The 21,341-nt window shown below is 64.0% G+C and carries 23 protein-coding genes; 11 read left to right on the top strand and 12 right to left on the bottom strand.

The window, feature by feature from the left end; all coding sequences use genetic code 11:
- Positions 1-23: 23 nt before the first annotated feature.
- The 3 genes from LB525_RS01955 to LB525_RS01945 are packed head-to-tail and all read left to right on the top strand — an operon-like array spanning position 24 to position 2,693.
- Positions 24-872 carry an ABC transporter permease gene (locus LB525_RS01955; RefSeq protein WP_224543178.1) on the top strand — a complete coding sequence of 283 codons (849 nt, stop codon included), beginning with the start codon at positions 24-26 and terminating at the stop codon, positions 870-872.
- A 46-nt stretch (positions 873-918) separates the two neighbouring features.
- The gene (locus tag LB525_RS01950; RefSeq protein ID WP_224543177.1) at positions 919-1,914 is read left to right on the top strand and encodes an ABC transporter substrate-binding protein; all 996 of its coding nucleotides are present in this window, start codon (positions 919-921) and stop codon (positions 1,912-1,914) included.
- 17 nt (positions 1,915-1,931) lie between these two features.
- Positions 1,932-2,693 (top strand): ABC transporter ATP-binding protein, encoded by a 762-nt coding sequence (locus tag LB525_RS01945; protein ID WP_224543176.1) that lies wholly within the window; start codon positions 1,932-1,934, stop codon positions 2,691-2,693.
- 46 nt (positions 2,694-2,739) lie between these two features.
- On the opposite strand, the gene LB525_RS01940 is transcribed toward LB525_RS01945, so the two are convergent.
- Positions 2,740-3,183 (bottom strand): MarR family winged helix-turn-helix transcriptional regulator, encoded by a 444-nt coding sequence (locus LB525_RS01940; protein ID WP_224543175.1) that lies wholly within the window; start codon positions 3,181-3,183, stop codon positions 2,740-2,742.
- A gap of 144 nt (positions 3,184-3,327) precedes the next feature.
- Between LB525_RS01940 and LB525_RS01935 the strand changes: the two genes are divergently transcribed.
- Both LB525_RS01935 and LB525_RS01930 read left to right on the top strand, forming a co-directional pair.
- Positions 3,328-4,185, top strand: coding sequence for an alpha/beta fold hydrolase (locus LB525_RS01935; protein ID WP_224543173.1), 858 nt, complete (start codon positions 3,328-3,330; stop codon positions 4,183-4,185).
- Positions 4,186-4,451: 266 nt separating this feature from the next.
- Positions 4,452-5,738 carry a glycosyltransferase gene (locus LB525_RS01930; RefSeq protein ID WP_224543172.1) on the top strand — a complete coding sequence of 429 codons (1,287 nt, stop codon included), beginning with the start codon at positions 4,452-4,454 and terminating at the stop codon, positions 5,736-5,738.
- 152 nt (positions 5,739-5,890) lie between these two features.
- Here LB525_RS01930 and LB525_RS01925 read toward each other — a convergent pair whose 3' ends face one another.
- On the bottom strand, positions 5,891-7,120 hold the full coding sequence (locus tag LB525_RS01925) for an MFS transporter (RefSeq protein ID WP_224543170.1): 1,230 nt from the start codon (positions 7,118-7,120) through the stop codon (positions 5,891-5,893).
- A gap of 167 nt (positions 7,121-7,287) precedes the next feature.
- On the opposite strand from LB525_RS01925, the gene LB525_RS01920 reads away from it, so the two are divergent.
- Both LB525_RS01920 and LB525_RS01915 read left to right on the top strand, forming a co-directional pair.
- Positions 7,288-8,157, top strand: coding sequence for an AraC family transcriptional regulator (locus LB525_RS01920; RefSeq protein WP_140838663.1), 870 nt, complete (start codon positions 7,288-7,290; stop codon positions 8,155-8,157).
- 138 nt (positions 8,158-8,295) lie between these two features.
- Positions 8,296-8,841, top strand: a complete 546-nt coding sequence (locus LB525_RS01915; RefSeq protein WP_263483115.1) for a dihydrofolate reductase family protein — start codon at positions 8,296-8,298, stop codon at positions 8,839-8,841.
- On the opposite strand, the gene LB525_RS01910 is transcribed toward LB525_RS01915, so the two are convergent.
- The 6 genes from LB525_RS01910 to lgt form a co-directional block, all read right to left on the bottom strand.
- Complete coding sequence (locus LB525_RS01910) at positions 8,842-9,777, bottom strand: ribose-phosphate pyrophosphokinase (RefSeq protein ID WP_095766529.1); 936 nt, start codon at positions 9,775-9,777, stop codon at positions 8,842-8,844.
- Between the two features lie 174 nt (positions 9,778-9,951).
- Positions 9,952-10,578, bottom strand: coding sequence for a hypothetical protein (locus LB525_RS01905; RefSeq protein ID WP_095766530.1), 627 nt, complete (start codon positions 10,576-10,578; stop codon positions 9,952-9,954).
- A 55-nt stretch (positions 10,579-10,633) separates the two neighbouring features.
- The gene (locus tag LB525_RS01900; RefSeq protein WP_095766531.1) at positions 10,634-11,785 is read right to left on the bottom strand and encodes a M24 family metallopeptidase; all 1,152 of its coding nucleotides are present in this window, start codon (positions 11,783-11,785) and stop codon (positions 10,634-10,636) included.
- The gene (gene pgeF, locus LB525_RS01895) at positions 11,785-12,573 is read right to left on the bottom strand and encodes a peptidoglycan editing factor PgeF (protein ID WP_224543167.1); all 789 of its coding nucleotides are present in this window, start codon (positions 12,571-12,573) and stop codon (positions 11,785-11,787) included. The genes LB525_RS01900 and pgeF overlap by 1 nt, the downstream gene beginning before the upstream one ends.
- A gap of 88 nt (positions 12,574-12,661) precedes the next feature.
- Positions 12,662-13,729: a class I SAM-dependent methyltransferase gene (locus LB525_RS01890; protein ID WP_224543166.1), complete on the bottom strand. Its 1,068-nt coding sequence runs from the start codon at positions 13,727-13,729 to the stop codon at positions 12,662-12,664.
- Positions 13,726-14,580: a prolipoprotein diacylglyceryl transferase gene (gene lgt, locus LB525_RS01885; RefSeq protein WP_224543165.1), complete on the bottom strand. Its 855-nt coding sequence runs from the start codon at positions 14,578-14,580 to the stop codon at positions 13,726-13,728. Before lgt ends, LB525_RS01890 begins: the two co-directional genes overlap by 4 nt.
- Positions 14,581-14,710: 130 nt before the next feature.
- Here lgt and LB525_RS01880 point away from each other — a divergent pair, with 130 nt between their 5' ends.
- From LB525_RS01880 to LB525_RS01870, 3 genes are all read left to right on the top strand, one after another.
- On the top strand, positions 14,711-15,013 hold the full coding sequence (locus tag LB525_RS01880; RefSeq protein ID WP_040990372.1) for an accessory factor UbiK family protein: 303 nt from the start codon (positions 14,711-14,713) through the stop codon (positions 15,011-15,013).
- Between the two features lie 313 nt (positions 15,014-15,326).
- Positions 15,327-15,827 (top strand): YbjN domain-containing protein, encoded by a 501-nt coding sequence (locus tag LB525_RS01875; RefSeq protein ID WP_040989643.1) that lies wholly within the window; start codon positions 15,327-15,329, stop codon positions 15,825-15,827.
- 18 nt (positions 15,828-15,845) lie between these two features.
- Entirely contained in the window at positions 15,846-16,205 is a 360-nt protein-coding gene (locus LB525_RS01870; RefSeq protein ID WP_127251739.1) for a tRNA-binding protein, read from the top strand.
- On the opposite strand, the gene LB525_RS01865 is transcribed toward LB525_RS01870, so the two are convergent.
- The 4 genes from LB525_RS01865 to LB525_RS01850 form a co-directional block, all read right to left on the bottom strand.
- On the bottom strand, positions 16,197-17,261 hold the full coding sequence (locus LB525_RS01865) for a glycosyltransferase family 4 protein (RefSeq protein ID WP_224531367.1): 1,065 nt from the start codon (positions 17,259-17,261) through the stop codon (positions 16,197-16,199). The two genes, LB525_RS01870 and LB525_RS01865, sit on opposite strands and share 9 nt — an antisense overlap.
- A gap of 225 nt (positions 17,262-17,486) precedes the next feature.
- A complete protein-coding gene (locus tag LB525_RS01860) occupies positions 17,487-18,902 on the bottom strand; it encodes an ATP-binding protein (protein WP_224531195.1) in 1,416 nt (471 codons plus the stop codon).
- Between the two features lie 51 nt (positions 18,903-18,953).
- Positions 18,954-19,673, bottom strand: a complete 720-nt coding sequence (locus tag LB525_RS01855) for a response regulator (protein WP_095766537.1) — start codon at positions 19,671-19,673, stop codon at positions 18,954-18,956.
- Positions 19,660-20,187 (bottom strand): MarR family winged helix-turn-helix transcriptional regulator, encoded by a 528-nt coding sequence (locus LB525_RS01850; protein ID WP_140647554.1) that lies wholly within the window; start codon positions 20,185-20,187, stop codon positions 19,660-19,662. Before LB525_RS01850 ends, LB525_RS01855 begins: the two co-directional genes overlap by 14 nt.
- A 259-nt stretch (positions 20,188-20,446) precedes the next feature.
- Between LB525_RS01850 and LB525_RS01845 the strand changes: the two genes are divergently transcribed.
- Entirely contained in the window at positions 20,447-21,340 is an 894-nt protein-coding gene (locus tag LB525_RS01845) for a branched-chain amino acid aminotransferase (protein ID WP_224531198.1), read from the top strand.
- Position 21,341 lies beyond the last annotated feature (1 nt).

The raw sequence follows: 21,341 nt of genomic DNA, 5'->3' as shown, positions 1-21,341 counted from the left end.
TCCTGACGCGAGAGGGCCAGACGATGACTTTGCAGCATATCGAAAAGACGGTCGGTATCGGCCGGCATGAGGGTGGCAGCGGCACCGGCATGGAGCCGCTGCGCCTCCTGACGCGGACTTCGGCGCGAATCCTGTCGCGTTATGGCGTGCTGCTCAGCTTCCTCGTGTTCTGGCAGGTGGCAGCGAGCAGCGGCTGGGTCAATTCGGCCGTGCTGCCGCCGGTCGACACGATCGTCGCGGCGCTCTGGAAGGGTCTCATTGGCGGCAGCCTGCTTGGCGACATAGCCATCAGCCTGCAGCGTGCCGGCCTTGCATTCGCGGCGGCCGTCGTCGTCGCCATTCCGCTTGGCCTGGTCATGGGCCAGGCGCGTGCCGTGGAGACCGCGCTCGACCCGATCCTGCAGCTGTTCCGTCAGACCTCGGCGCTGGCGCTCTACCCGGTGTTCATCCTGCTTCTGGGGCTGGGTGAAGCTTCGAAGGTGTTCGTCATCTTCTGGGCGACGCTGTTTCCGCTGCTGCTCAACACCATCAGCGGCGTCAAGGAGGTCGACCCGAAGCTGCTCGAAATGGCGCGCGCCTATGGTGCCCGGCGGCTGACGATTTTCCGTCGCGTCGTGCTGCCGGGCGCGGTGCCGTCGATCTTCGTCGGCCTGCGGCTCGGCGCCACGACCGCGCTGCTGCTGTTGATCGCCTCGGAAATGATCGGTGCCAACAAGGGCATCGGCTTCCAGGTGATGAATGCCCAGTACAATTTCCAGATTCCGCTGATGTTCGCGGCGATCGTCATCCTGGCGGCACTCGGCCTGATCGCCAACCAGGTGCTGGTCGTCCTGCAGCGGCGGCTGTGTCGTTGGAATGTTTCAGCCGGCTAAGCACCCAAACCTTCACCGTCATTCCAAAACAACGAAAGGCTTGATCATGAGCATCACCCGCCGTTCGCTTCTCCTGCGCGCTCCGCTTGCTGCCGGCATTCTCGCCGGCCTGCCTTCGATCGCCGTGGCGCAAGCCGCATCCGTCAAGATCCGCTATCTCGCCAGCCGCGGCAGCATCTCCCCGCATGAGCTGGCTGACGCGCTCGGCTATTTCAAGGGCCTCGGCATCGAGCTCGAAAATGTCGGCTATGCCGCGGGCGGCCCGGAATCGCTGTTCGCGCTCGCGTCCGGTAGCGTCGACCTGGGCTCGGCAGCCACGCCGGCGGTGATCAACTCGATCGCCGGCGGCAACGACTTCGTCGCGGCTTATCCCAGCAACGGCATCAACAAGGATGTGAAGAGTGTCTTCTACGTGCTGGAAGACAGTCCGATCAAATCGATCGCCGACATTGCCGGCAAGACGATCTCGGTCAACACGCTCGGCGCCCATCTCGACTATACGGTGCGCGAGGCGCTGCACAGCGTTGGCCTGCCGCCGGACGCGGCCAAGCTGGTGGTGGTGCCCGGGCCGCAGCTCGAACAGACCTTGCGCTCGCGTCAGGTCGATATTGCCGGGCTGGGTTATTGGCAAGCGACCTTTGCGGGTCAACTGGTCAGCAATGGCGGCGTGCGCGGCGTCTTCAACGATACCGACGTGCTCGGCGAAATCGCCGGTGGCTTCGTCGTGCTGCGTCGTGATTTCATCACGGCGAATCCGGATGCGGCCCGCAACTTCGTCGAACAGTCGGCGCGCGCGTCGGACTGGTCGCGGCAAAATCCGGACGAGACGCGCAAGCTGCTCGCCGACATTCTCAACAGGCGTGGCGAGAATGGCGAGCTGGCGCGCTACTGGACCGGCTTCGGCCTGCGCGAGAAGGCGGCGGTGACCGACCGCGACGTCGAGTTCTGGGTGAATATCCTGGAGCGCGACGGCCGGCTGCCGAAAGGCAAGCTCAAGGCTTCCGACATTCTCTACCGTCTCGGCGAAACCAAGACCAATTGAGCACGGAGACGCAAACCATGCCCACGGCACGCGGCGGCGATGTCACGATCCGCGACCTGTCGAAATCCTTCGCACTCGGCGGGCGGCAGCTTGCCGTGCTGCGCTCGCTCAATCTCGATATCCGCTCCGGCGAATGCCTGGTCATTGTCGGCGCAAGTGGTTCCGGCAAGACGACGCTGCTGCGCATCCTTGCCGGGCTGGAGCGGGCCGATGGCGGCGCCGTCGCGATCGACGGCAAGCGGATTGAGGGCGTCGGCGAAGAGCGGGCGGTAATTTTCCAGGAGCCGCGGCTGCTGCCCTGGCTGACTGTGCTCGGCAATGTCGCCTTCGGTCTCGGAGTGCGCGGCATTGCCAAGGCGGAGGCCGAGAAGCGGGCGCGTTTCTATGTCGACCTGGTCGGCCTTGCCGAATTCAGCGATGCATATCCCAGGCAGCTCTCCGGCGGCATGGCGCAGCGCGTCGGCATCGCCAGGGCACTGACGGTGCAGCCGGAAATCCTGCTGCTCGACGAGCCGCTCGGGGCGCTCGACGCCATGACCAAGATCTCCATGCAGGAGGAGCTGGCGCGCATCTGGAGCGAGGAGAATGTCACCATGGTCATGGTGACCCATGACCTTGAAGAGGCGATCTATCTTGCCGACAGGGTGCTGATCCTGCCCAGGGAGAAAGGCGGCGCGGCGCGACTGATCGATGTCGACCTACCGCGGCCGCGCGAGCGCAGCGAAAGCCGCTTCGTGCGCTATCGCGAGGAGTTGCTACGCGAGTTCGGCCTGCACTAGGTTGACATTCAGGTGATGCCGGCTCGATCTTGAATCTCAATTAGCCCTAGGCGGTGTCCACCATCTGGTCGCCGCTTAAAGCATTGCGCAGCGCCTGGATTTGCCGGTTCAGCGCATCGAGTTCAGCCAGTTTCATGCCTGAGCGCTCGATCAGGGTCTCGTTCAGGCAATTGCACCGGACGAGCAGAGCACGTCCGGCGGCGGTGAGATCGACCTGCACCTGGCGCTCGTCCGTCTGGCTGCGCTGGCGGGTGACAAGGCCTGCCTGTTCCATGCGTTTCACCAGCGGCGTGATGGTGCTCGATTCGAGGGCCAGCCGATGCGCGATGCTGCCCACCGACATGCCGTCCGTCTCTCCCAGCGCATTGAGCACGAGATATTGCGGATAGGTGATCCCCATCTCGTCCAGCATCGGCTTGTAGGTGCGGTTGATCGCCATGCTGGTGGCGTAGAGGGTGAAGCAGAGCTGATTGTCCAACGGGAGAGGCACGGCGCATTCCTTTGCCGACTGAGCATCCTTTGTGTACCACGGGAAATGGTATCGCGATACATTTTTTCGTGGACAAGGCTCCCGATCTCCATTACGAAATAATTATCGCGATATTGTTTATCGCGCTAATACAAGGAGATTGAGATGACCTCGCAGACCAAGTCGGGTTCGGGCAGCGGCACGATCACCACGAAGGACGGAACGCAGATCTTCTACAAGGACTGGGGGACTGGCCAGCCGGTCGTCTTCCACCATGGCTGGCCGCTGAGCAGCGACGACTGGGACGCCCAGATGCTGTTCTTCCTGGCACAGGGCTACCGCGTCATCGCCCATGACCGGCGCGGCCATGGCAGGTCCAGCCAGACCGATACCGGCAATGAGATGGACACCTATGCCGCGGATGTGGCGGCGCTCGCGGAACATCTCGACCTCAAGGATGCCATCCACGTCGGTCATTCGACAGGCGGCGGCGAGGTCGCGCGCTATGTCGCGCAACATGGCGGCGCAGGCCGCGTCGCCAAGGCCGTGCTGATCGGCGCGGTGCCGCCGATCATGTTGAAGACGCCGGCCAATCCCGGCGGCCTGCCGATCGAGGTGTTCGACGGTTTCCGCGCGGCGCTGGCGGCCAACCGGGCACAGTTCTTCCACGACGTGCCGGCCGGCCCGTTCTACGGCTTCAACCGTCCCGGCGCCCAGGCTTCCGAAGGTGTCATCGACAATTGGTGGCGCCAGGGCATGATGGGCGGCGCCAAGGCGCATTACGACTGCATCAAGGCCTTCTCAGAAACAGACTTCACCGAGGACCTGAAGAAAATCGACGTGCCGGTGCTGGTCATGCATGGCGACGACGACCAGATCGTCCCGATCGCCGACTCCGCGCTCCTCTCGATCAAGCTGCTCAAGAAGGGCGAGCTCAAGGTTTACAAGGGCTTTCCGCACGGCATGGCAACGACCCATGCGGATGTCATCAACGCCGACCTGCTGGCCTTCTTCAAGGCCTGAGGCTGGCCGCCAAAACGCGAAAGCACCCGCCCTCGGGCGGGTGCTGTAAGATGACGGATCATCGTTTCGCGGTTGGGCGGGGACGCTCGATATTGTCCCTATGCCGTCCTTTCGATATCGGCGAGAAGTCAGCGCCCGGCCGCCGATATCATCTCCAGACTCGGCACCGAAAAATGGTACTGTCGCCTCTGAAGAAGGGGGCAAAAAATGAGTGCCGTCGTAGGATCGCTGCTTAATGCCGGCGATTGCAGCATCACGCTGATCCGATGAGATATGTTTCGCTGGGAACGTATCCGATCCGGCAGCCGGTCCAGGGCGGCCAGCTGCGGGCGAACGCCATCCACAGGGTCCTGCGGGATTGTGGATGGGAAACACGCCATGTCCTCGTTACTCCCAACCGCGGCGCCAGGCGGGAAATGGGGGCCGGCGATCTTTTCATCGAGATGCCGCGCCGGTTTCGCAAGCAGATGGCCAGGCGCAAATGGCGTTCCGATGTCGCCACCGCCGAATTCATCGCGCGCAGCAGCTCCCATCGCCTTGAAATCGCAAGATTTCTCGACGACTTCAGGCCGGATGTCATTGCCGTGGAGCAAGGCTGGCTTTGGCCGGCTTTGCGTGAGTATGTTGAAACGTGCTCGCCCGAGGCGAATTTTTCAATCGTCTACAGCTCGCACAATGTCGAACAGCACTTGCTGGCGCAAGAGGCCGCGATTGCCGGCGCGGGAACGGACCTCTGGAGCGCTCGACGTGCGGCGGACATCGAGTCCGATCTTGCCGCAAAGGCGGACCTGGTGGTCGCGGTCAGCGAGCAGGATGCAGCCCATTTTCGCAAGCTCAATCCAAGCGTGGTGGTCGGCGCCAACGGCGTTTGGCCGCGGGAAACGCCCGTCGGCCTCGATCGTTGGGCATCGCGGTTCGCCGGCCTGCGCACGGCGCTGTTCGTCGGGTCGGGCCATCCACCCAACGCCCGCGGTTTTCTCCAGATGACGGATCCGGACCTTGGTTTTCTCTCAGCCTCGGAGCGGATTGTGGTGGTCGGCGGCGTTGCCGACCAGATCCGCAACGATCCCGGATTCCTGCGGCATCGTGGCGCCGACAATGCCCGGATCGAGCTGCTCGGCATGCAGGACGGCGCGACCCTCGGCGCGCTGATCGAGCTTGCCGACGTCGTGATGCTTCCGATCGTCGAGGGCGGCGGCACGAATATCAAGACCGCGGAAGCGCTGTACAACCGCAAGCCGATCGTGGCGACATCTTTCGCGTTGCGCGGCTACGAGCAATTCAAGCATTGGCCGAATGTCCGGCTGGCGGACAGGCCGCAGGACTTCCGGGATGTGCTTGCGCAGGCGCTCAGAAGCGAACCGGAAGCGCTGAATTCGGCGGACATCGCACAGCTCGACACGCTGCTTTGGAGTTCGACGCTCCGAAAGCTTCCCGAGCTGTTCGCAGCGCTGCCGAGGCGGCAACGCCAGCCGGTGGCGAACCCGGCCGATGGCCGGGGCCGCTTTCTTCACGGCCTTTTGCAACGCTTGGGTTTGAGGGGAAGGAGCTGATCTCGTCGCGAGGGCGGCGAGGGAAGAAGCTGCTTGTTGGGTAAAGCAAGCGTCGCGCCATGGGACGCCGCCGCCGGCTCCAGAACGTTCAAGGCTCCGAACCCGGCGGCGATCTTTTGTTGAACGGCAGCTTGGCCGCTGACCCGATCGGCTCAGGCCTTCCGCGCTTCCTTCATGTTGGGCAGGAACACCGTCAGCAGGCCGAGGAAGGGCAGGTACGAGCAGATCTGGTAGACGAAGTCGATGCCCTTCATGTCGGCAACGACGCCGAGCACGGCGGCGGCGATGCCGCCCATGCCGAAGGCGAAGCCGAAGAAGATGCCGGCAATCATGCCGACGCGGCCCGGAACCAGCTCCTGCGCGAAGACGACGATGTTGGAGAAGGCCGACGACAGGATCAGGCCGATCAGCACGGTAAGCACCATCGTCCATTCCAGATTGGCGTAGGGCAGCGCCAGCGTGAAGGGTAGCACACCGACGATCGAGAACCAGATCATCGCCTTCTGGCCGTAGCGGTCGCCGAAGGGGCCGCCGAGCAGGATGCCCAGCGCCGAGGCGCCGAGGAAGAGGAACAGCATCACCTGGCTCATCTGCACCGAAACGCCGAATTTATGCATGGCGTAGAAGGTGTAGTAGCTGGAGAGCGAGGCGATATATGCGTTCTTGGTCAGCACCAGCAGCGTCAGCACGGCCAACGCCCACATGACCTTCTTGCGCGCGAAGGGCGAGACATGGGCAGCCTGCTTACGGGTTGCCAGCGAGGCGCGCAGCCGGCTGTACCAGCCGCCGACCTGCCACAGCACGACGATGCCGATCAGCGAGCCGACGGCGAACCAGGAAATGCTGGTCTGGCCGAACGGCACGACGATGAAGGCGGCGAGCAGCGGGCCCATGGCCTGGCCGAAATTGCCGCCCACCTGGAACAGCGATTGCGCCAGGCCGAAGCGGCCGCCCGAGGCGAAGCGGGCGATACGCGAGGATTCCGGATGGAAGATCGCCGAGCCGATGCCGATCAGCGAGGCGCCGATCAGGAGCAGCCAGTAATGACCGGCATGGGCGAGCACCACCAGGCCGACCAGCGACGAGGCCATGCCCCAAGGCAAGGAGTAGGGCATCGGCTTCTTGTCGGTGATCATGCCGATCACTGGCTGCAGCAGCGAGGCCGTCACCTGGAAGGTGAAGGTCAAAAGGCCGATCTGCCAGAAATCGAGACCGTAATTGTCCTTGAGCAGCGGATAGATCGCCGAAAGCAGCGACTGCATGATGTCGTTGACGCAGTGGCAGAAGCTCACCGCAAGAATGACGGTGAAGGCCGTCGCCTGCGCCGAGATGTTGCTTGCCGGCGCCGGTGCGGCGACGGAGGGGGCGGTCGTATCAGTCAAGGCAATGCTCCGTAGTCTCTTGTTGGAGCATGGTCTTTTCCGAAAACCGGTTCCCACTTTTCGGGATCATGCTCTGGGCGGGCCGAACCGCAGCCGGCCTTATAGGCCCGTTGCCAAGCGACTTCTTTCGTGGTTTGGTCCAATAGTTTCGCAAGTGGGCCACATCGATGCCGCATGGCAAGGAGATATTCAAGGGCGACGCCGCCGAGCTCGGCCGGCTGCATGAAAGCCGCTGGCAATGGCTGGAACAGGCTGTCGGGCCGGCGGTCGCGCTGCCGACCGAATACCCGGACGGCTATCACGTGCCGCAGCACCGCCACAGCCGCAGCCAGCTGCTGCACGCGCTGGTCGGCGTGGTCTTGGTGACGACCAGGCATGGGCGCTGGATGGTTCCGCCCGACCATGCGATGTGGATACCAGCCGGCATCGAGCATTCCGTCGAGATGCTGGGCGACGTCTCGATGCGCTCGGTCTATGTGATGCCGGGCGCCATTGCCGGCCTGCCGGACAGCTTGCGCGTCGTCGGCATTACCGAGCTGATGCACAGCCTGATCGTCGAATCGGAGAAGCTGCCGCAGGGCGGCGAACTCGAAGGGCGGGCGGCGCTCGTCATGGGACTGCTGCTGCACGAGATCCCGAACCTGCCGGAACGGCCGCTCGGCTTGCCTTTCCCGTCCGATCCGAAGCTCGCGGCGCTTTGCCGGCGTTTCGTGGCGGCCCCTTCGCCGCATGCGACGATCGACGAATGGGCGGATGCCGCGGGCATGAGCCGGCGCTCTTTCACCCGCGCCTTCCATCGCCAGACCGGGCTGTCGCTGTCGACCTGGCGCCAGCAGGCCTGCCTTTTCGCGGCGTTGCCAAGGCTCGCCGACGGCGAGCCGATCACCAGGGTGGCGCTCGATCTCGGCTATGACAGCGTGCCGGCCTTCATCACGATGTTCAAGCGCATGCTCGGCACATCGCCGCGCGGCTATATGCGCAGGGCGCGCGATGCCGGTGAGAACCCGCGCCGCACAGGCGGTCCGATCGCCGCGTGAAACAGCGCCCGGCGGCATTGAGCCGGTGTGCCGGTTCTCGGCATAGGCGCCAATTCTGATTGCAATTTGCAATCAGTTATGTTTCTTTTCCGAGAAACGCAAAATCGGAGGCCCCTATGGCAACGCATCGTCTATGCCATGCTGACATCGCTGGACGGCTACATCGCCGGGCCGAGCGGAGACATCGACCTGCCGGTTCCCGAGGAAGAATTGCATCGGTATTTCAACGACGAGATGAGGCGGACGTCGATCGCGCTCTGCGGGCGCCGAATGTATGAAACCATGCGCTTCTGGGACAACCCGGAACGCGATATCGCGGCTGGGGAGGTCGAGCGGGATTTTGCCCGCGCGTGGCGGGAGACGCCGAAGGTCGTGTTTTCGACCACGCTTCAGGAGGTCGGGCCGAATGCCCGGCTGGTGAAGGCTGACGCGGAGGCGGTGGCAAGGACCCTCAAGACGGATACAGATGGCGAGATCACGGTCTCCGGCGCCGACCTTGCCGGGCACCTTGCGCGTGCCGGCCTGATCGACGAATACCGGCTTTACATGCATCCGGTCGTGCTGGGCGGCGGCAAGCCCTATTTCCAGTCCGGCCTGTCGCTGGCGTTGAAGCCGCTCGGCACGGGGCGCCTCGCGCAAGGGGTCACGCTGCTGCGCTATGCGCCCGCAGAAACCAGTTTCTGATCAATCGAACAGGCTCGAAACCGATTCTTCGGTCGCGGTGCGCGAGATCGCTTCGCCCAGCAGGTCGGCGATCGAAATGACACGGATGTTCGGGGCGTCGAGCACGCCCTGCGTCGGCTGAATGGAATCGGTGATCACCAGTTCCTGCAGCTTCGAGCCGGCGATACGGGCAACGGCGCCGCCGGAGAGCACGCCATGGGTGATGTAGGCGGTGACGGAGGTCGCGCCATTGGCCAGCAGCGCGTCGGCTGCGTTGCAAAGCGTGCCGCCGGAATCGACGATGTCGTCGATCAGGAGGCAGTCCTTGCCGGCAACCGCGCCGATGATGTTCATGACTTCCGATTCACCGGGACGCTCGCGGCGCTTGTCGACGATGGCGAGCTGCGCGTCGAAGCGCTTGGCCAGCGCACGCGCCCGCACCACGCCGCCAATGTCGGGCGACACGACGACGACATTGCCGAGCTGCTTGTACTTGGCCTTCACATCGCGGGCCATCACCGGCACCGAGAACAGATTGTCGGTCGGGATGTCGAAGAAACCCTGGATCTGGCCGGCATGGAGATCAAGCGTCAGCACGCGGTCGGCGCCGGCGCGGGTGATCATGTTGGCGACCAGCTTGGCCGAGATCGGCGTGCGGCCCGAGGCGCGGCGGTCCTGCCTTGCATACCCGAAATAGGGGATGACCGCCGTGATGCGCCGCGCCGAGGAGCGCATGAAGGCGTCCATCATGATGAGCAGTTCCATCAGATGGTCGTTGGTCGGATAAGAGGTCGACTGCAGGATGAAGACATCCTCGCCGCGCACGTTTTCCTGGATCTCGACGAAGATCTCCTGGTCGGCGAAGCGCCTGACGCTGGCCTTGCCGAGCGGGACGTTGAGATAGCGAGCGACCGCCTCGGCCAGCACCCGATTGGAATTGCCCGCGAAAAGCTTCATGCACCGTTCCTGGTGAAGGATGGAGAGGCCGGAGAGACTCTCATGCGCCTTTTAAGCGGGCTTTTAGCGGGCCGGGCCGGTATTGCAAGCCTCGTCGTCCGGAATCCTTCCGGCGGCCGCAACAAACACGGAAAACATCGCAAGCCGGCAACAGTTCGGCCCGCGCTGGCCCCGTCAACCGGCGCCGCCGCTGCCGAGCCAGGCGGCGAACTGGTCGATCGTCTGGTCGGCAATGGCCTGCATGGTCGCGGGCGCCACCGTGGGCCAGCCCTCGCCGCTGCCGGCCGCGGGCGCCTTCTGCTGGCCATTGATGCGGTGCAGGCGATTGCCGGAGGGGTCGTAGATGTCCCAGACATAGATGACGGTCGTGTCCTTGCCCTCGGACATCGTCGAAAAATAGCCTTTCAGCACATGCGTGGCCGTTTGGTCGGTGCTGCCGACAAGCGTCAGGCCGCGTTGCCGCGCACGGGCCTGCAGTTCCGCCGTCAAGGGCGCCGCAGCCTCCACGGACGCGCCGACGATCGGCGCCACCTGAAGCCGCGTCTTGGCGACAGCCGCGGTCTGGGCCGGTGTCCTGGATGTCGCGGGCGACGCTGTGGTGGAAGGCGCGGGCGAAGGGGCGGGCGCGGTCGTGGTCGGGGTTGTGGCCGTCGTCGATGTGCCCTGCGAAGCGGCCGAGGACTGGGCCGAGCCCGCCGGCGGGGTGATCGCCGAAGGTTCGAGCACGTCCTTGGCATTGGTGCAGGCGCCAAGCGCCAGCGCCGCAAGCAATGACACGGTCGTCACCTGCGATCGTCTCATTTGCCTGAAAACTCCCTGCTGGCGAACGCCCCCGCGTGAACGAACGATTATGGATTCACTGCACGATCAAGTCGAGATCATGGCGCGACAGCGGCTTCGGCGCCGATTCCGTGGTGAGGTAGGTGCGGCCAAGCGTCATCGCGGTCTCGGTCTCAGAGTCCATGATGATCATGTGCGCGAACAGCGTCATGTTGGGCGCGATCGGTTCCGTGTTGCCCTGGTAGAACATCGGCATGTCCATCCAGGACGGCGTGAAGCGGGCGCCGACCGAATAGCCGCAGGCGTTCAGCCGGTGCTTGGTCAGATTGTGCGTTTCGAGCGTGCGGGCATGCGCGTCGAAGACATCGCCGAAAGTGTTGCCCGGCGTCATCGCCTTTTCGACCGCGAGCAGGGCGGCGCGGGAAGCGTCGAACAATTCCTGATGACGTTTCGACACCTTGCCGGTCAAAACGGTACGCATCATGGGGGCATGGTAGTGGTGGAAGACGCCGGCCCATTCGAGCGTCAGCTGGTCGTTCTTGGTGAGCTTGCGGCGGCCGGCCTTGTAGCGGCAGAGCAAGGCATCGGCGCCGGAGCCGATGATATACTCATTGGCGGGATAGTCGCCGCCGCCGGCAAAGACCGCGCCCTGCATGGCGGCAAGGATCAGCCCTTCGTCGCCGCCTTGCTTGATCAGGGGCAGGGCGGCATCCAGCGCGTCGTCGGAAAGATTGGCGGCCTTTTCCGCCTTGGCGATCTCGGCCGGGCTCTTGAACAGGCGCAGCCGGCCGACGATGCCGGAAGCATCGGCGATCTGGCCGAAGGTCTGCAACTGCTCGTCCAGGCGGCGGCCATTGTAGGCGGTCAAGCCATGGGTGTCGTATTCGACGCCGATGCGGGCGCCGAGCAGATCGAGGTCGTTGAGCAGGTTGCGCAGGTCGATCGCCGGATTGGCGCCCTGACGATCGGTCCACAGCACGATGTTCTCGATGGTCGAGGTATGGCGCGCCTGTCTCAGATCGGCCGAACGGGTGAGCAGCACCATCGAGCCGTCGGCCTTCACCACCAGGCACTGGAAGAAGCAGAAGCCGAACGTGTCGTAGCCGGTCAGCCAATACATGCTCTCCTGCGCGAACAGGAGCACGGCGTCGAGCTTCTTCTCAGCCATCTCGATCAGCAGCCGGTCGCGCCGCGCGTCGAATTCCGAACGTTCGAAATGCAGCGCCATTATTCTTTCTCCAGAACGATTGCCGAAACCTGGCGCCCGTAATCCGCTTCCTTGCGGTGTGTGGTGCGCCGGTAGGAATAGAACAGGTCTTCTTCCGCATAGGTGCAGCGGCCAAGCCCCTCGGCGGTCACGCCGGCCTTGCGCAGCCGGTCGACCGTATATCGGTTGAGATCGAACATCGAGTGGCCGGCGGTCCTCGATGGCCTGAAATAGCGATGATTGCCGGCGTCGGCCTCGACGAAGCGGGCGACGAATTCCGGCCCGACCTCGTAATTGTCGGGGCCGATGGAAGGACCGAGCACGGCGACGATGCGCTTGCGGCTGGCGCCGAGGCTCTCCATCGCGGCGACGGTATTCTCGAGCACGCCGGTGAAGGCACCCTTCCAGCCCGCATGGGCGGCACCGATGACGCGCGCCTCGGCATCGGCGAAGAGAACCGGCCCGCAATCGGCGGTCGAGGCGCCGATAGCGATGCCCGGACGGTCGGTGACGATGGCGTCGGCCTTTGGGCGAGGACCAGCGAAGGGCTCCCTGGCGACGACGACATCCGGCGAATGGACCTGGTGCGCGGTCAACAGATGATCCGCCGGCACGCCCATCCAGGCGGCAACGCGCCGCCGGTTCTCGGCGACCAGTGTCTGATCGTCGCTGGAGCCCGTGCCGATGTTGAGCCCCCGATAGATGCCGTCGGAGACGCCGCCGATGCGCGTGAAATAGCCGTGGCGCATGCCTTGCGCCTTTTCAAGGAGCGGCGAGCGCACTGGATCGGGTCTGGTCTGATTCAGCATGGTTGGGTTTGTCGTCCGTGCGGGGCGGTCTCGTCAAGGCGAAGTTCGGAGTACGAAGCGGACCAGCCGGTGAAACCGCTCGTCGATCTCAGGCGGCTTTGGCCGCCGGCAGGATCTTCATCACCTTGAACAGCTCGCCCATCGCGTCGCGGCCGGCCAGGCGTTCGACCGCGTCCGAAATGGCTTGACGTGTCTTGGCATCGGCATCGGCGCCGAGCGTGCCGGCGCGCTCGAGCAGGCCCATGCCGAGCAGGAATTCGCCCTGGGTCGACAATTGCACATCGAGACCGTGAGCGCGCGCCATATCGGCAAGGGGCGTGAAATCGACATGGGCGGTGAGATCGGCTTCACCTGGGTTGGCCAGCACGTCTTCGCGCCGATGCCGGCGCAGCGCCTGGAAGGTGTCGCCGATCCCCGGCCGGAGGTGGCCGTAGTCGATGAACAGGCCGGCGCCGCCCTGGCCGGCGATGCGTTCGGCGATCACCGCCATCAGCGCCGAACGGGCGGGCGCGATTTCGGCGACGGCGCCTTGCGGCGCATCGGCCGCGGCGGCCGGTAGCAGTGCCGGATCGACAGACCCCGCGCCGGCGAAGAAACGCAGTTCATCGGCGCCATCGAGGCCGACCACGCGCTCTCGCCAGCTTTCGCCGACATGGACGAACTGCCGGATCGGCACCGCGTCGAACAGCTCGTTGCCGACGATGAAGAGCGGCTGCCGCGGCAGCGTGTCGATGGTCTGGTGCCAGGCAAGCGGCGCGCTCTCGCCGGCAAGCGTCTGCTTCTGGATCTCAGCCAGGCGCGGGCTGGTCTCGATGAGGGCAAACGAAGCCTTACCGGTGAGCGCCGGGTCGAGCCGTGACCAGGTGCGCAGCATGTCGTTCATCAGGGTGCCGCGGCCGGGACCGATCTCGGCGAAGGTCGCGGGCAACGGCCGGCCGGCACCTTGCCAGGCCTGATAGAGCCAGACGGCGACAAGCTCGCCGAACATCTGGCTGATCTCTGGCGCGGTGATGAAGTCGCCGGCGACGCCGAAGGGCTCGCGCGTCGTGTAGTAACCGGCGTCGGGATCGAACAGACAGAGCGCCATATATTCGCTGACCGGGATCGGCCCCGCCGCGCCGATCAGGCCTATGATGCGCTCCTTCAGCCGGGTCATGCCGCCCGCGGCTCGGCCGCCGGTCTTGCGGTGACCATGGCCCAGATGCCGGCCAGCACCATCGGCGTGGACAGGATCATGCCCATGGTCAGCCAGCCGGTGCCGAGCAGATAGCCGAGCTGCTGGTCGGGCTCGCGGAAGAACTCGACAAAGATGCGCGACAGGCCGTAGCCGCAGATGAAGGCGCCGCCGACGAAGTGCGGCGTCTTCAGCTTCAGGCGCGAATGGGTGAGGAAGCGCAGCACCAGGAAAAGCACGAGCCCTTCGAGCAGCGCCTCGTAGAGCTGGCTGGGGTGGCGGGTGAACGGGCCGCCATTGGGGAATTCGATCGCCCAGGGCACGTTCGACGGCCGGCCCCAAAGCTCCGAATTGATGAAGTTGGCGACCCGGACCAGGCCCAGCCCAACCGGCACGCCCGCCGACACCACATCGAACAATGTCCAGGTGGGGATGCGGCGCTTGAGCGAAAACAGCGTCATGGCGAGGATGACGCCAAGCAGGCCGCCGTGGAACGACATGCCGCCCTGCCAGACCGCGAAGATGTCAAGCGGATGCGCGATATAGCGCGGCAGGTCGTAGAAGAGCACGTAGCCGGTGCGCCCGCCGAGCACGACGCCGATCGCCGCCCAGACGATGAAGTCGTCGAGATCCTCGGGCTTCATCGGCAGATTGCCGTTGGGCCACAGGCGCGGGTTGGTGACCAGGCGCTTGGCGTACCACCAGGCAAAGAGGATGCCGACGATATAGCCGACGCCGTACCAATGCACCGCCAGCGGCCCGATATGGACAATGACCGGATCGATATTGGGGAAGGGCAGGGAGGCCAGCGGCAGCAGGAAATATTCGCTCAAAACGGTTCCCCGGTGACTGTCACGATTGGGCGCGGACCATGCGGCAGGGTTTTGGCGCGGTCAAGGCAAGGCTTCGCTTGCATTCCGCGCCGCTCGCCACTACGTCAAAATGACAAAGCGAGGATATGCCATGGCGACTGGACCGAACCGCATTCTCGATGAATTCGCAAAGATCATGACCGATGCCGCGGGTGCCGCGCAGGGCGTGCGGCGCGAAGTGGAGACGGCGTTCCGGGCCCAGGCCGAGCGCATGCTGAATTCCATGGATGTGGTGCAGCGCGAAGAATTCGAGGCCGTGCGCGAGATGGCGGTCAAGGCGAGGGAAGACAACATCCAGCTGGCGACGCGCGTCGAGGCGCTCGAGGCCAGGCTCGCCGAACTGACCGGACAAGCCGCACCAGCGGGTGCTGCAAAGCCCCGCGCAAAAAAATAATCGTTAAACTTTTCCACATAGCGCGATCCGAAAAATCGCTTTGCCGTGAATCGTTTACCGGCATCGCATGAATCTTCGTGACAGCCACCTTTCCACATGCGGATGGCGCGGTGCGAAAAATTGGGCTGTTCACGCGACTCCCGATCAATAGACTGAATTTGTTGCATGATTCGAAGCAAGGTCATGCGCCGGGCGGTGGGGTCCGGTTGGGTCTTTGTGTTGGAAAGTCCTGACCGTCCGAGTTCTAGACAAGATTGTTCGTCGTGTGTGCCCCGCGGAGCGTGTGGCGCTCCCCTGAACACAGGAAGCATTCATGGAACTCCTCGAACTCGAATTCTCCCGCGAAATCCACCCGGTGGACGTCATCGAGCAGGTGGCCCACAACAACGACTGGTCCTTCGAGCGCGCCGGCGACGACGAGATTTCGATTTCGGTGGCCGGCAGCTGGACAGACTATCACGTCTCCTTTTCCTGGATGGAGGATTTCGAGGCGCTGCATCTGGCCTGCGCCTTCGACATCAAGGTGCCGGAGACGCGCGCGCTGGAAGTGATGCGGCTGCTTTCGCTGATCAACGAGCAGATGCTGTTCGGGCATTTCGACCTGTGGGAGCAGGAAGGCGCGATCATGTTCCGGCAGTCGCTGCTGCTTGCCGGCGGGGTCGAGCCGTCGAGCCAGCAGGTCGAGGTGCTGCTGTCGTCGGCGCTCGAGGCCTGCGAATGCTATTTCCAGGCCTTCCAGTTCGTCGTCTGGTCGGGTACATCGGCCAAGGACGCGCTTTCCAGCGTGCTCTTCGAGACCCATGGTAACGCCTGAACTAAGCCAATTCCGCCAATGAGTTCCAGCAGCGAGCGCAAGCCCGAGATCAGCTTTGCCGATTTCGACCGTGTCGACATCCGTGCCGGCACGATCGTCGAGGCCGAGCCGTTTCCGGAGGCGCGCAAGCCGGCGATCAAGCTGAAGATCGATTTCGGCCCGGCGATCGGGGTAAAGAAATCGTCGGCGCAGATCACCAAATACTACGCGCCGGAAACGCTGATCGGCCGCCAGGTCTTCGCGGTGGTCAATTTCCCGCCGCGCCAGATCGGCCCGTTCATGTCGGAAGTGCTGACGCTGGGCTTTCCCGACGAAGAGGGCGCGGTCGTGCTCGGTGCCATCGAGCGCAAGGTGCCGGACGGCGGGCGCCTATTCTAGGGCGAGCCTGGAGCGAACTGGAGCCACCCTGTCCTGATCGGCGCGCTTGCTTGGCATGCCCAGCGCTTCGTCGACGGCGTCGAGGAACATTTCGGCGCAGGCCTGCCAACTATAGCGCATCGCGCGCTGGCGCGCTTCGGCGCGATCGACGTGAGTCGCCTTCATCGCCGCCTCGCCCAGGTCGTTCGACACGGCCCCGCCGACGCCATCGCCGACAATATCGATCGGTCCGGTCACCGGATAGGCGGCGACGGGCGTTCCGCTGGCCAGCGCCTCGATGATGACATTGCCGAAGGTGTCGGTGCGGCTCGGAAAAACGAAGACATCGGCCGACGCGTAGATCTCGGCCAGCTCGTCGTTCGGGCGGTGGCCGAGAAAATGCGCGTTGGGATAGCGCGCCTTGAGCTTTGCCAGTTCCGGTCCTTCGCCGACGATAACCTTGCTGCCGGGCAGGTCGAGATCAAGGAAGGCGGTCAGGTTCTTTTCGATTGCGACCCGGCCGACGCACAAGAATACCGGGCGGGGGAATCCGGTTTCCTTGCGCTTGTTGGGCCGGAAATGGTCGGTGTCGACGCCGCGCGTCCAGGGCCTCAGCTTGTTGAAGCCGCGTGCCGCGAGATCGTCCGCCAGCGATTGCGTCGCGATGAGCGTGCCCTGTCCGGAATTGTGGAAGTCGCGCAGCCAATTGTAAGCCCAGCTCTCCGGCACCGGCAGGCGGGCGCTGAGATATTCGGGAAAGCGCGTGTGATAGCTGGTGGTGAAGGGGCGGCCCACTTTTCGGCAATGGCGGCGCGCCATGATGCCGAGCGGACCCTCGGTGACAATGTGGATGTGGTCGGCCTTGGCGGCCTCGATCATGCGCGCGACGCGGCCAGGCGTGGTCAACGCCAAGCGAATGTCGGGATAGGTCGGCATCGGCAAGGTGCGAAACAGGTTCGGCGTCAGGAAATCGAGCTCGACGTCGAAGGGTTTCAGCGCCTCGGTGAGGCGTTCCAGCGTGTGCACCACGCCGTTGACCTGGGGCCGCCACGCGTCGGTGACCATCAGGATACGCATGGCGATCCCGATACGCATGGCGATCCTTTGCCGCAATAATTCCTGAGCGCGCCGGCGCGGTGCCGGAACGGCAACCAGGCAGCCGCTCGCGCCTCGCTCCAGCGCACCCGGGCAGGGGCCGGATCGAAGCGATGCGGCAGGGCCGAATCAACAGAGGTCGCGCGCTTCATGCGCGCTCTTGACCATGATTTCATGACGGGCGGATGAAGCTTGTCTCGGCTGGACTTACGCAGGCACCTTGATCACGGCGCGCAGGCCGCCGAGCGGGCTGTCCTCGAGGCTGACGTCGCCGCCGTGACTGCGGGCGATGTCGCGGGCGATCGACAGGCCAAGGCCGGTGCCGCTGGCATCGAGATTGCGCGCCTCGTCGAGCCGCAGGAAAGGCTTGAACACCTCTTCTCGTTTGTCGGGCGCGATGCCCGGTCCGTCGTCGTCGATGGTCACGGTGAGCGAGCCGCGGCCATGATTGGCGTGGACCTCGACGGTCTTGGCATAGCGGAAAGCATTGCCGATGACGTTCGACAGCAAACGGGCAAAGGCGTTCGGCCGCACATGCACGGTCGGATCGCCGACCAGCGTCGTAGCGAGCTTGCAGCCGCGCAATTGCGCTTCCTCGCCGAGCTTCTGGAAATAGGTCTCAAGGTCGAAGCGGCCTGTATCCTCCGCGGACTCGCCGCGGGCAAAAGAGAGATAGCCTTCCAGCATCGACTGCATGTCGTCGATGTCCTGGTTCAGCGCGGCCTTGGTCTCGGACTTGCCGCCGGCCAGCGCCAGCTGCAGCTTGAAGCGGGTGAGAATGGTCCTGAGGTCGTGGCTGACGCCGGTCAGCATCGCGGTGCGCTGCTCGATCTGGCGCTCGATGCGCTCTCGCATCTGGATGAAGGCGAAGCCGGCGCGACGGACTTCCTCGGCGCCGCGCGGGCGGAAATCGCGCGGCATCGGTCGACCCTTGCCGAAACTCTCGGCGGCCTCGGCGAGCGTCAGGATCGGCCTGATCTGATTGCGCAGGAACGGGATGGCGATCATCAACAGCACCAGCGAGGTCCCGACCATCCAGATCAGGAAGATATGGGTGTTCGAGGCATAAGCCTGGCTGCGCCTCACGAAGACGCGCAGCACCTTGCCTTCAAGCTGGACGCGAACCTCGACGACGTTGGAGTTGCCGACGGTGTCGATCCAGAACGGACGGTTGATCTGCTTCGTGATCTCCGACGACAAGGCCTCGTCGAGGATCGAGAAGAACGGTTTGGGACCGGGCGGCGGCAGCGGGTCTGGCGGCAGCAGATCCACCTTCAACTGCATGCGGTCCTGGGCGATGCGGATGATGTTGGCGTAGTCAGCGTCGTGCGGATAGGTCTCCATCATGTCGATGACGGCCGCTATGTCCGAGATGGTCGCCTGCGACAGGCGCTGCGTGACAGTCTGCCAATGGCGCTCCATGAAGACGAAGGCGACCACCGACTGCAGCAGGATCATCGGCGCGATCACGATGATCAGCGAGCGGGCGTAAAGCCGTTTCGGCATATAGAGTGCGACCAGGCGCCAGAACCGGTTCCAGGCACGCGGCATCGCCCTCAGCGTCCGCAATGCGAGATCGCCGGGACCGCTTCCTTTTGGCTTGTCCAGTTGCGTGGTCGCCATTCGCCCTTCCGCTCGTCGATGGCCGTTCAGCAAAGGGCCTTCGACGGTAACCTATTCGACGCTGAGCCGATACCCAATACCGCGCACCGTCTGCAGCCACACCGGATTGGACGGATCGCGCTCTATCTTGCGGCGCAGCCGGTTGATCTGCACGTCGATGGTGCGCTCGCCGACATCCGATTCATCGCCCACCAGCTCATGGCGCGGTATGGTTTCGCCCGCCCGCGCGGCGAAGATCGCGAGGATCTCCTGCTCGCGGTCGGTCAGCTTAAGCGCCTCGCCGCCGCGCTTCAATTCACGCTTGGCGATCTGGAATGTGTAGGGCCCGAACACCAGTTGCTCCACCTTCGGCGTCGCCGCCGGGCCGCCACGGCGCAGAATGTTGTTGATACGCAGGATCAGCTCGCGCGGATCGAACGGTTTCGGCAGGTAATCATCGGCGCCGGCTTCCAGGCCGGTGATGCGGCTGTCGGTCTCGGACAGCGCCGTCAGCATCAGGATCGGCACGTTCTTCTCGGCCCGCAGCGCCTTGGTGAGGTCGACGCCGGTCTCGCCCGGCATCATCACATCGAGCACCAGAAGGTCGAAGTCGAGGCCGGCGAGCTTGCGCCTGGCCTCGCCGGAATTGCCGGCCACGGTGACGCGAAAACCGTTCTCGGACAGATACTGCTTGAGCAGGTTACGGATACGCGTGTCGTCGTCGACGACCAGAAGATGCGGCGCGTCATCGTCGGGCGCTGACGGATGATCGACCTTCTCAATGGTCTCCATGGTTCTTCCCCGATGTTTGCGCAGGCACAATGTCAATCTGCGCTCTTAGTTCCGGATTGACCATCGCTTCCAGAAAACGCTCGATCGTGGCGCGTTCGGTGGTTCCGGAATCCTCCAATGCCGCACGGATGCGGCGCGACTGTGGCCGCGCCAGTGCCAGGGCCAGGGCGCGACCCTTGGCGGTCGGGTAAAGCTCGCGCTGCCGGCGGTCGCGCGGACCCTGCACCTGGACGATGTGATCGGTGTCGATCAACTGCTTCAAAACCCGCGCCAGGCTCTGCTTGGTGATCTTCAGCACATCGAGCAGCTCGGCGACGGTGAGGCCCGGCCTGCGGTTGACGAAGTGCAGCACACGATGATGGGCGCGGCCGAAGCCGTAATCGGCGAGGATCTGGTCCGGGTCGGAGGTGAAATCGCGATAGGCGAAGAAAAACAGCTCGATGATGGCGAAGTCGATGCCGTCCTCATCGGCGATGGCCGTCCTGATCGGTTTTCCGGCTGCGGGGCTCGTCATCGTTTCTCCATGCGAGGCGGGAATTACGTCAGTACTATTGACGTAATTTCCGGGCAATGATAATTTTTGACAAGCTTTTCGGCGGATTGCGAACAAAAAGGCAAGAGGAAGCCGTTTTTCCGGAACTTCCTGAGTTTGCCACGGATTGAATATCCGCCTACGCTTTCAAGCATTGGCCAGCGTTTCGGATCCTGTGCGGGGCCGGTTCGAAAGGTCATAAACACAACGATTTGCGGGCGCCTGCCCGCGGGAGGTTTCCATGGCATCCGTTCCCTTCGATCAATTGGAAGGCTTCATCTGGATGAACGGCGAGTTCGTCAAATGGGCCGACGCCAAGATCCATGTGCTGACCCATGGCCTGCACTATGCCAGTGCCGTCTTCGAGGGCGAGCGCGCCTATGGCGGCCAGATCTTCAAGCTGACCGAGCACAATGAGCGCCTGCATGAATCGGCGCGCCTGCTCGGCTTCAAGATTCCCTATCCGGTCGCCGAGATCGACGAGGCCTGCCGCACGCTGTTGAAGAAGCAGGGTTTCCAGGACGCCTATGTGCGTCCGATCGCCTGGCGCGGCAGCGAGCAGATGGGCGTTTCGGCGCAGAACAACCGCATCAACTGCGCCATCGCCATCTGGCAGTGGCCGAGCTATTTCGATCCCGCGCAGAAGCTCAAGGGCATTCGGCTCGATGTCGCCGAATGGCGCCGGCCCGATCCGCGCACCGCGCCGTCCAAGTCGAAGGCCGCCGGCCTGTACATGATCTGCACGCTGTCCAAGCACGCCGCCGAGGCCAAGGGCTACGCCGACGCCATGATGCTCGATTGGCGCGGCCAGGTGGCGGAAGCGACGGGCGCCAACATCTTCTTCGTCACGGACGGCAAGATCCATACGCCGACGCCCGACTGCTTCCTGGACGGCATAACCCGCCGCACGGTGATCGGCCTGGCGAAGGACCGCGGTTTCGAGGTGATCGAGCGCGCCATCATGCCGGAGGAGCTCGAAGGTTTCGAGCAGTGCTTCCTCACCGGCACCGCCGCCGAGGTCACGCCGGTTTCCGAGATCGGTCCATACCGATTCGAGGTCGGCGAGATCGCCAAGACATTGATGAATGACTATTCCGCCGCGGTGCAGCCAAAGCATGCAATCGCTGCAGAATAGA

It is taken from the genome of Mesorhizobium sp. CA16, assembly GCF_020165175.1.
In the GTDB taxonomy this organism is placed as follows: Bacteria; Pseudomonadota; Alphaproteobacteria; order Rhizobiales; family Rhizobiaceae; genus Mesorhizobium.
The sequence above is the reverse complement of the archived record's forward strand: the minus strand, read 5'-3'. Positions and strand labels throughout refer to the sequence as shown.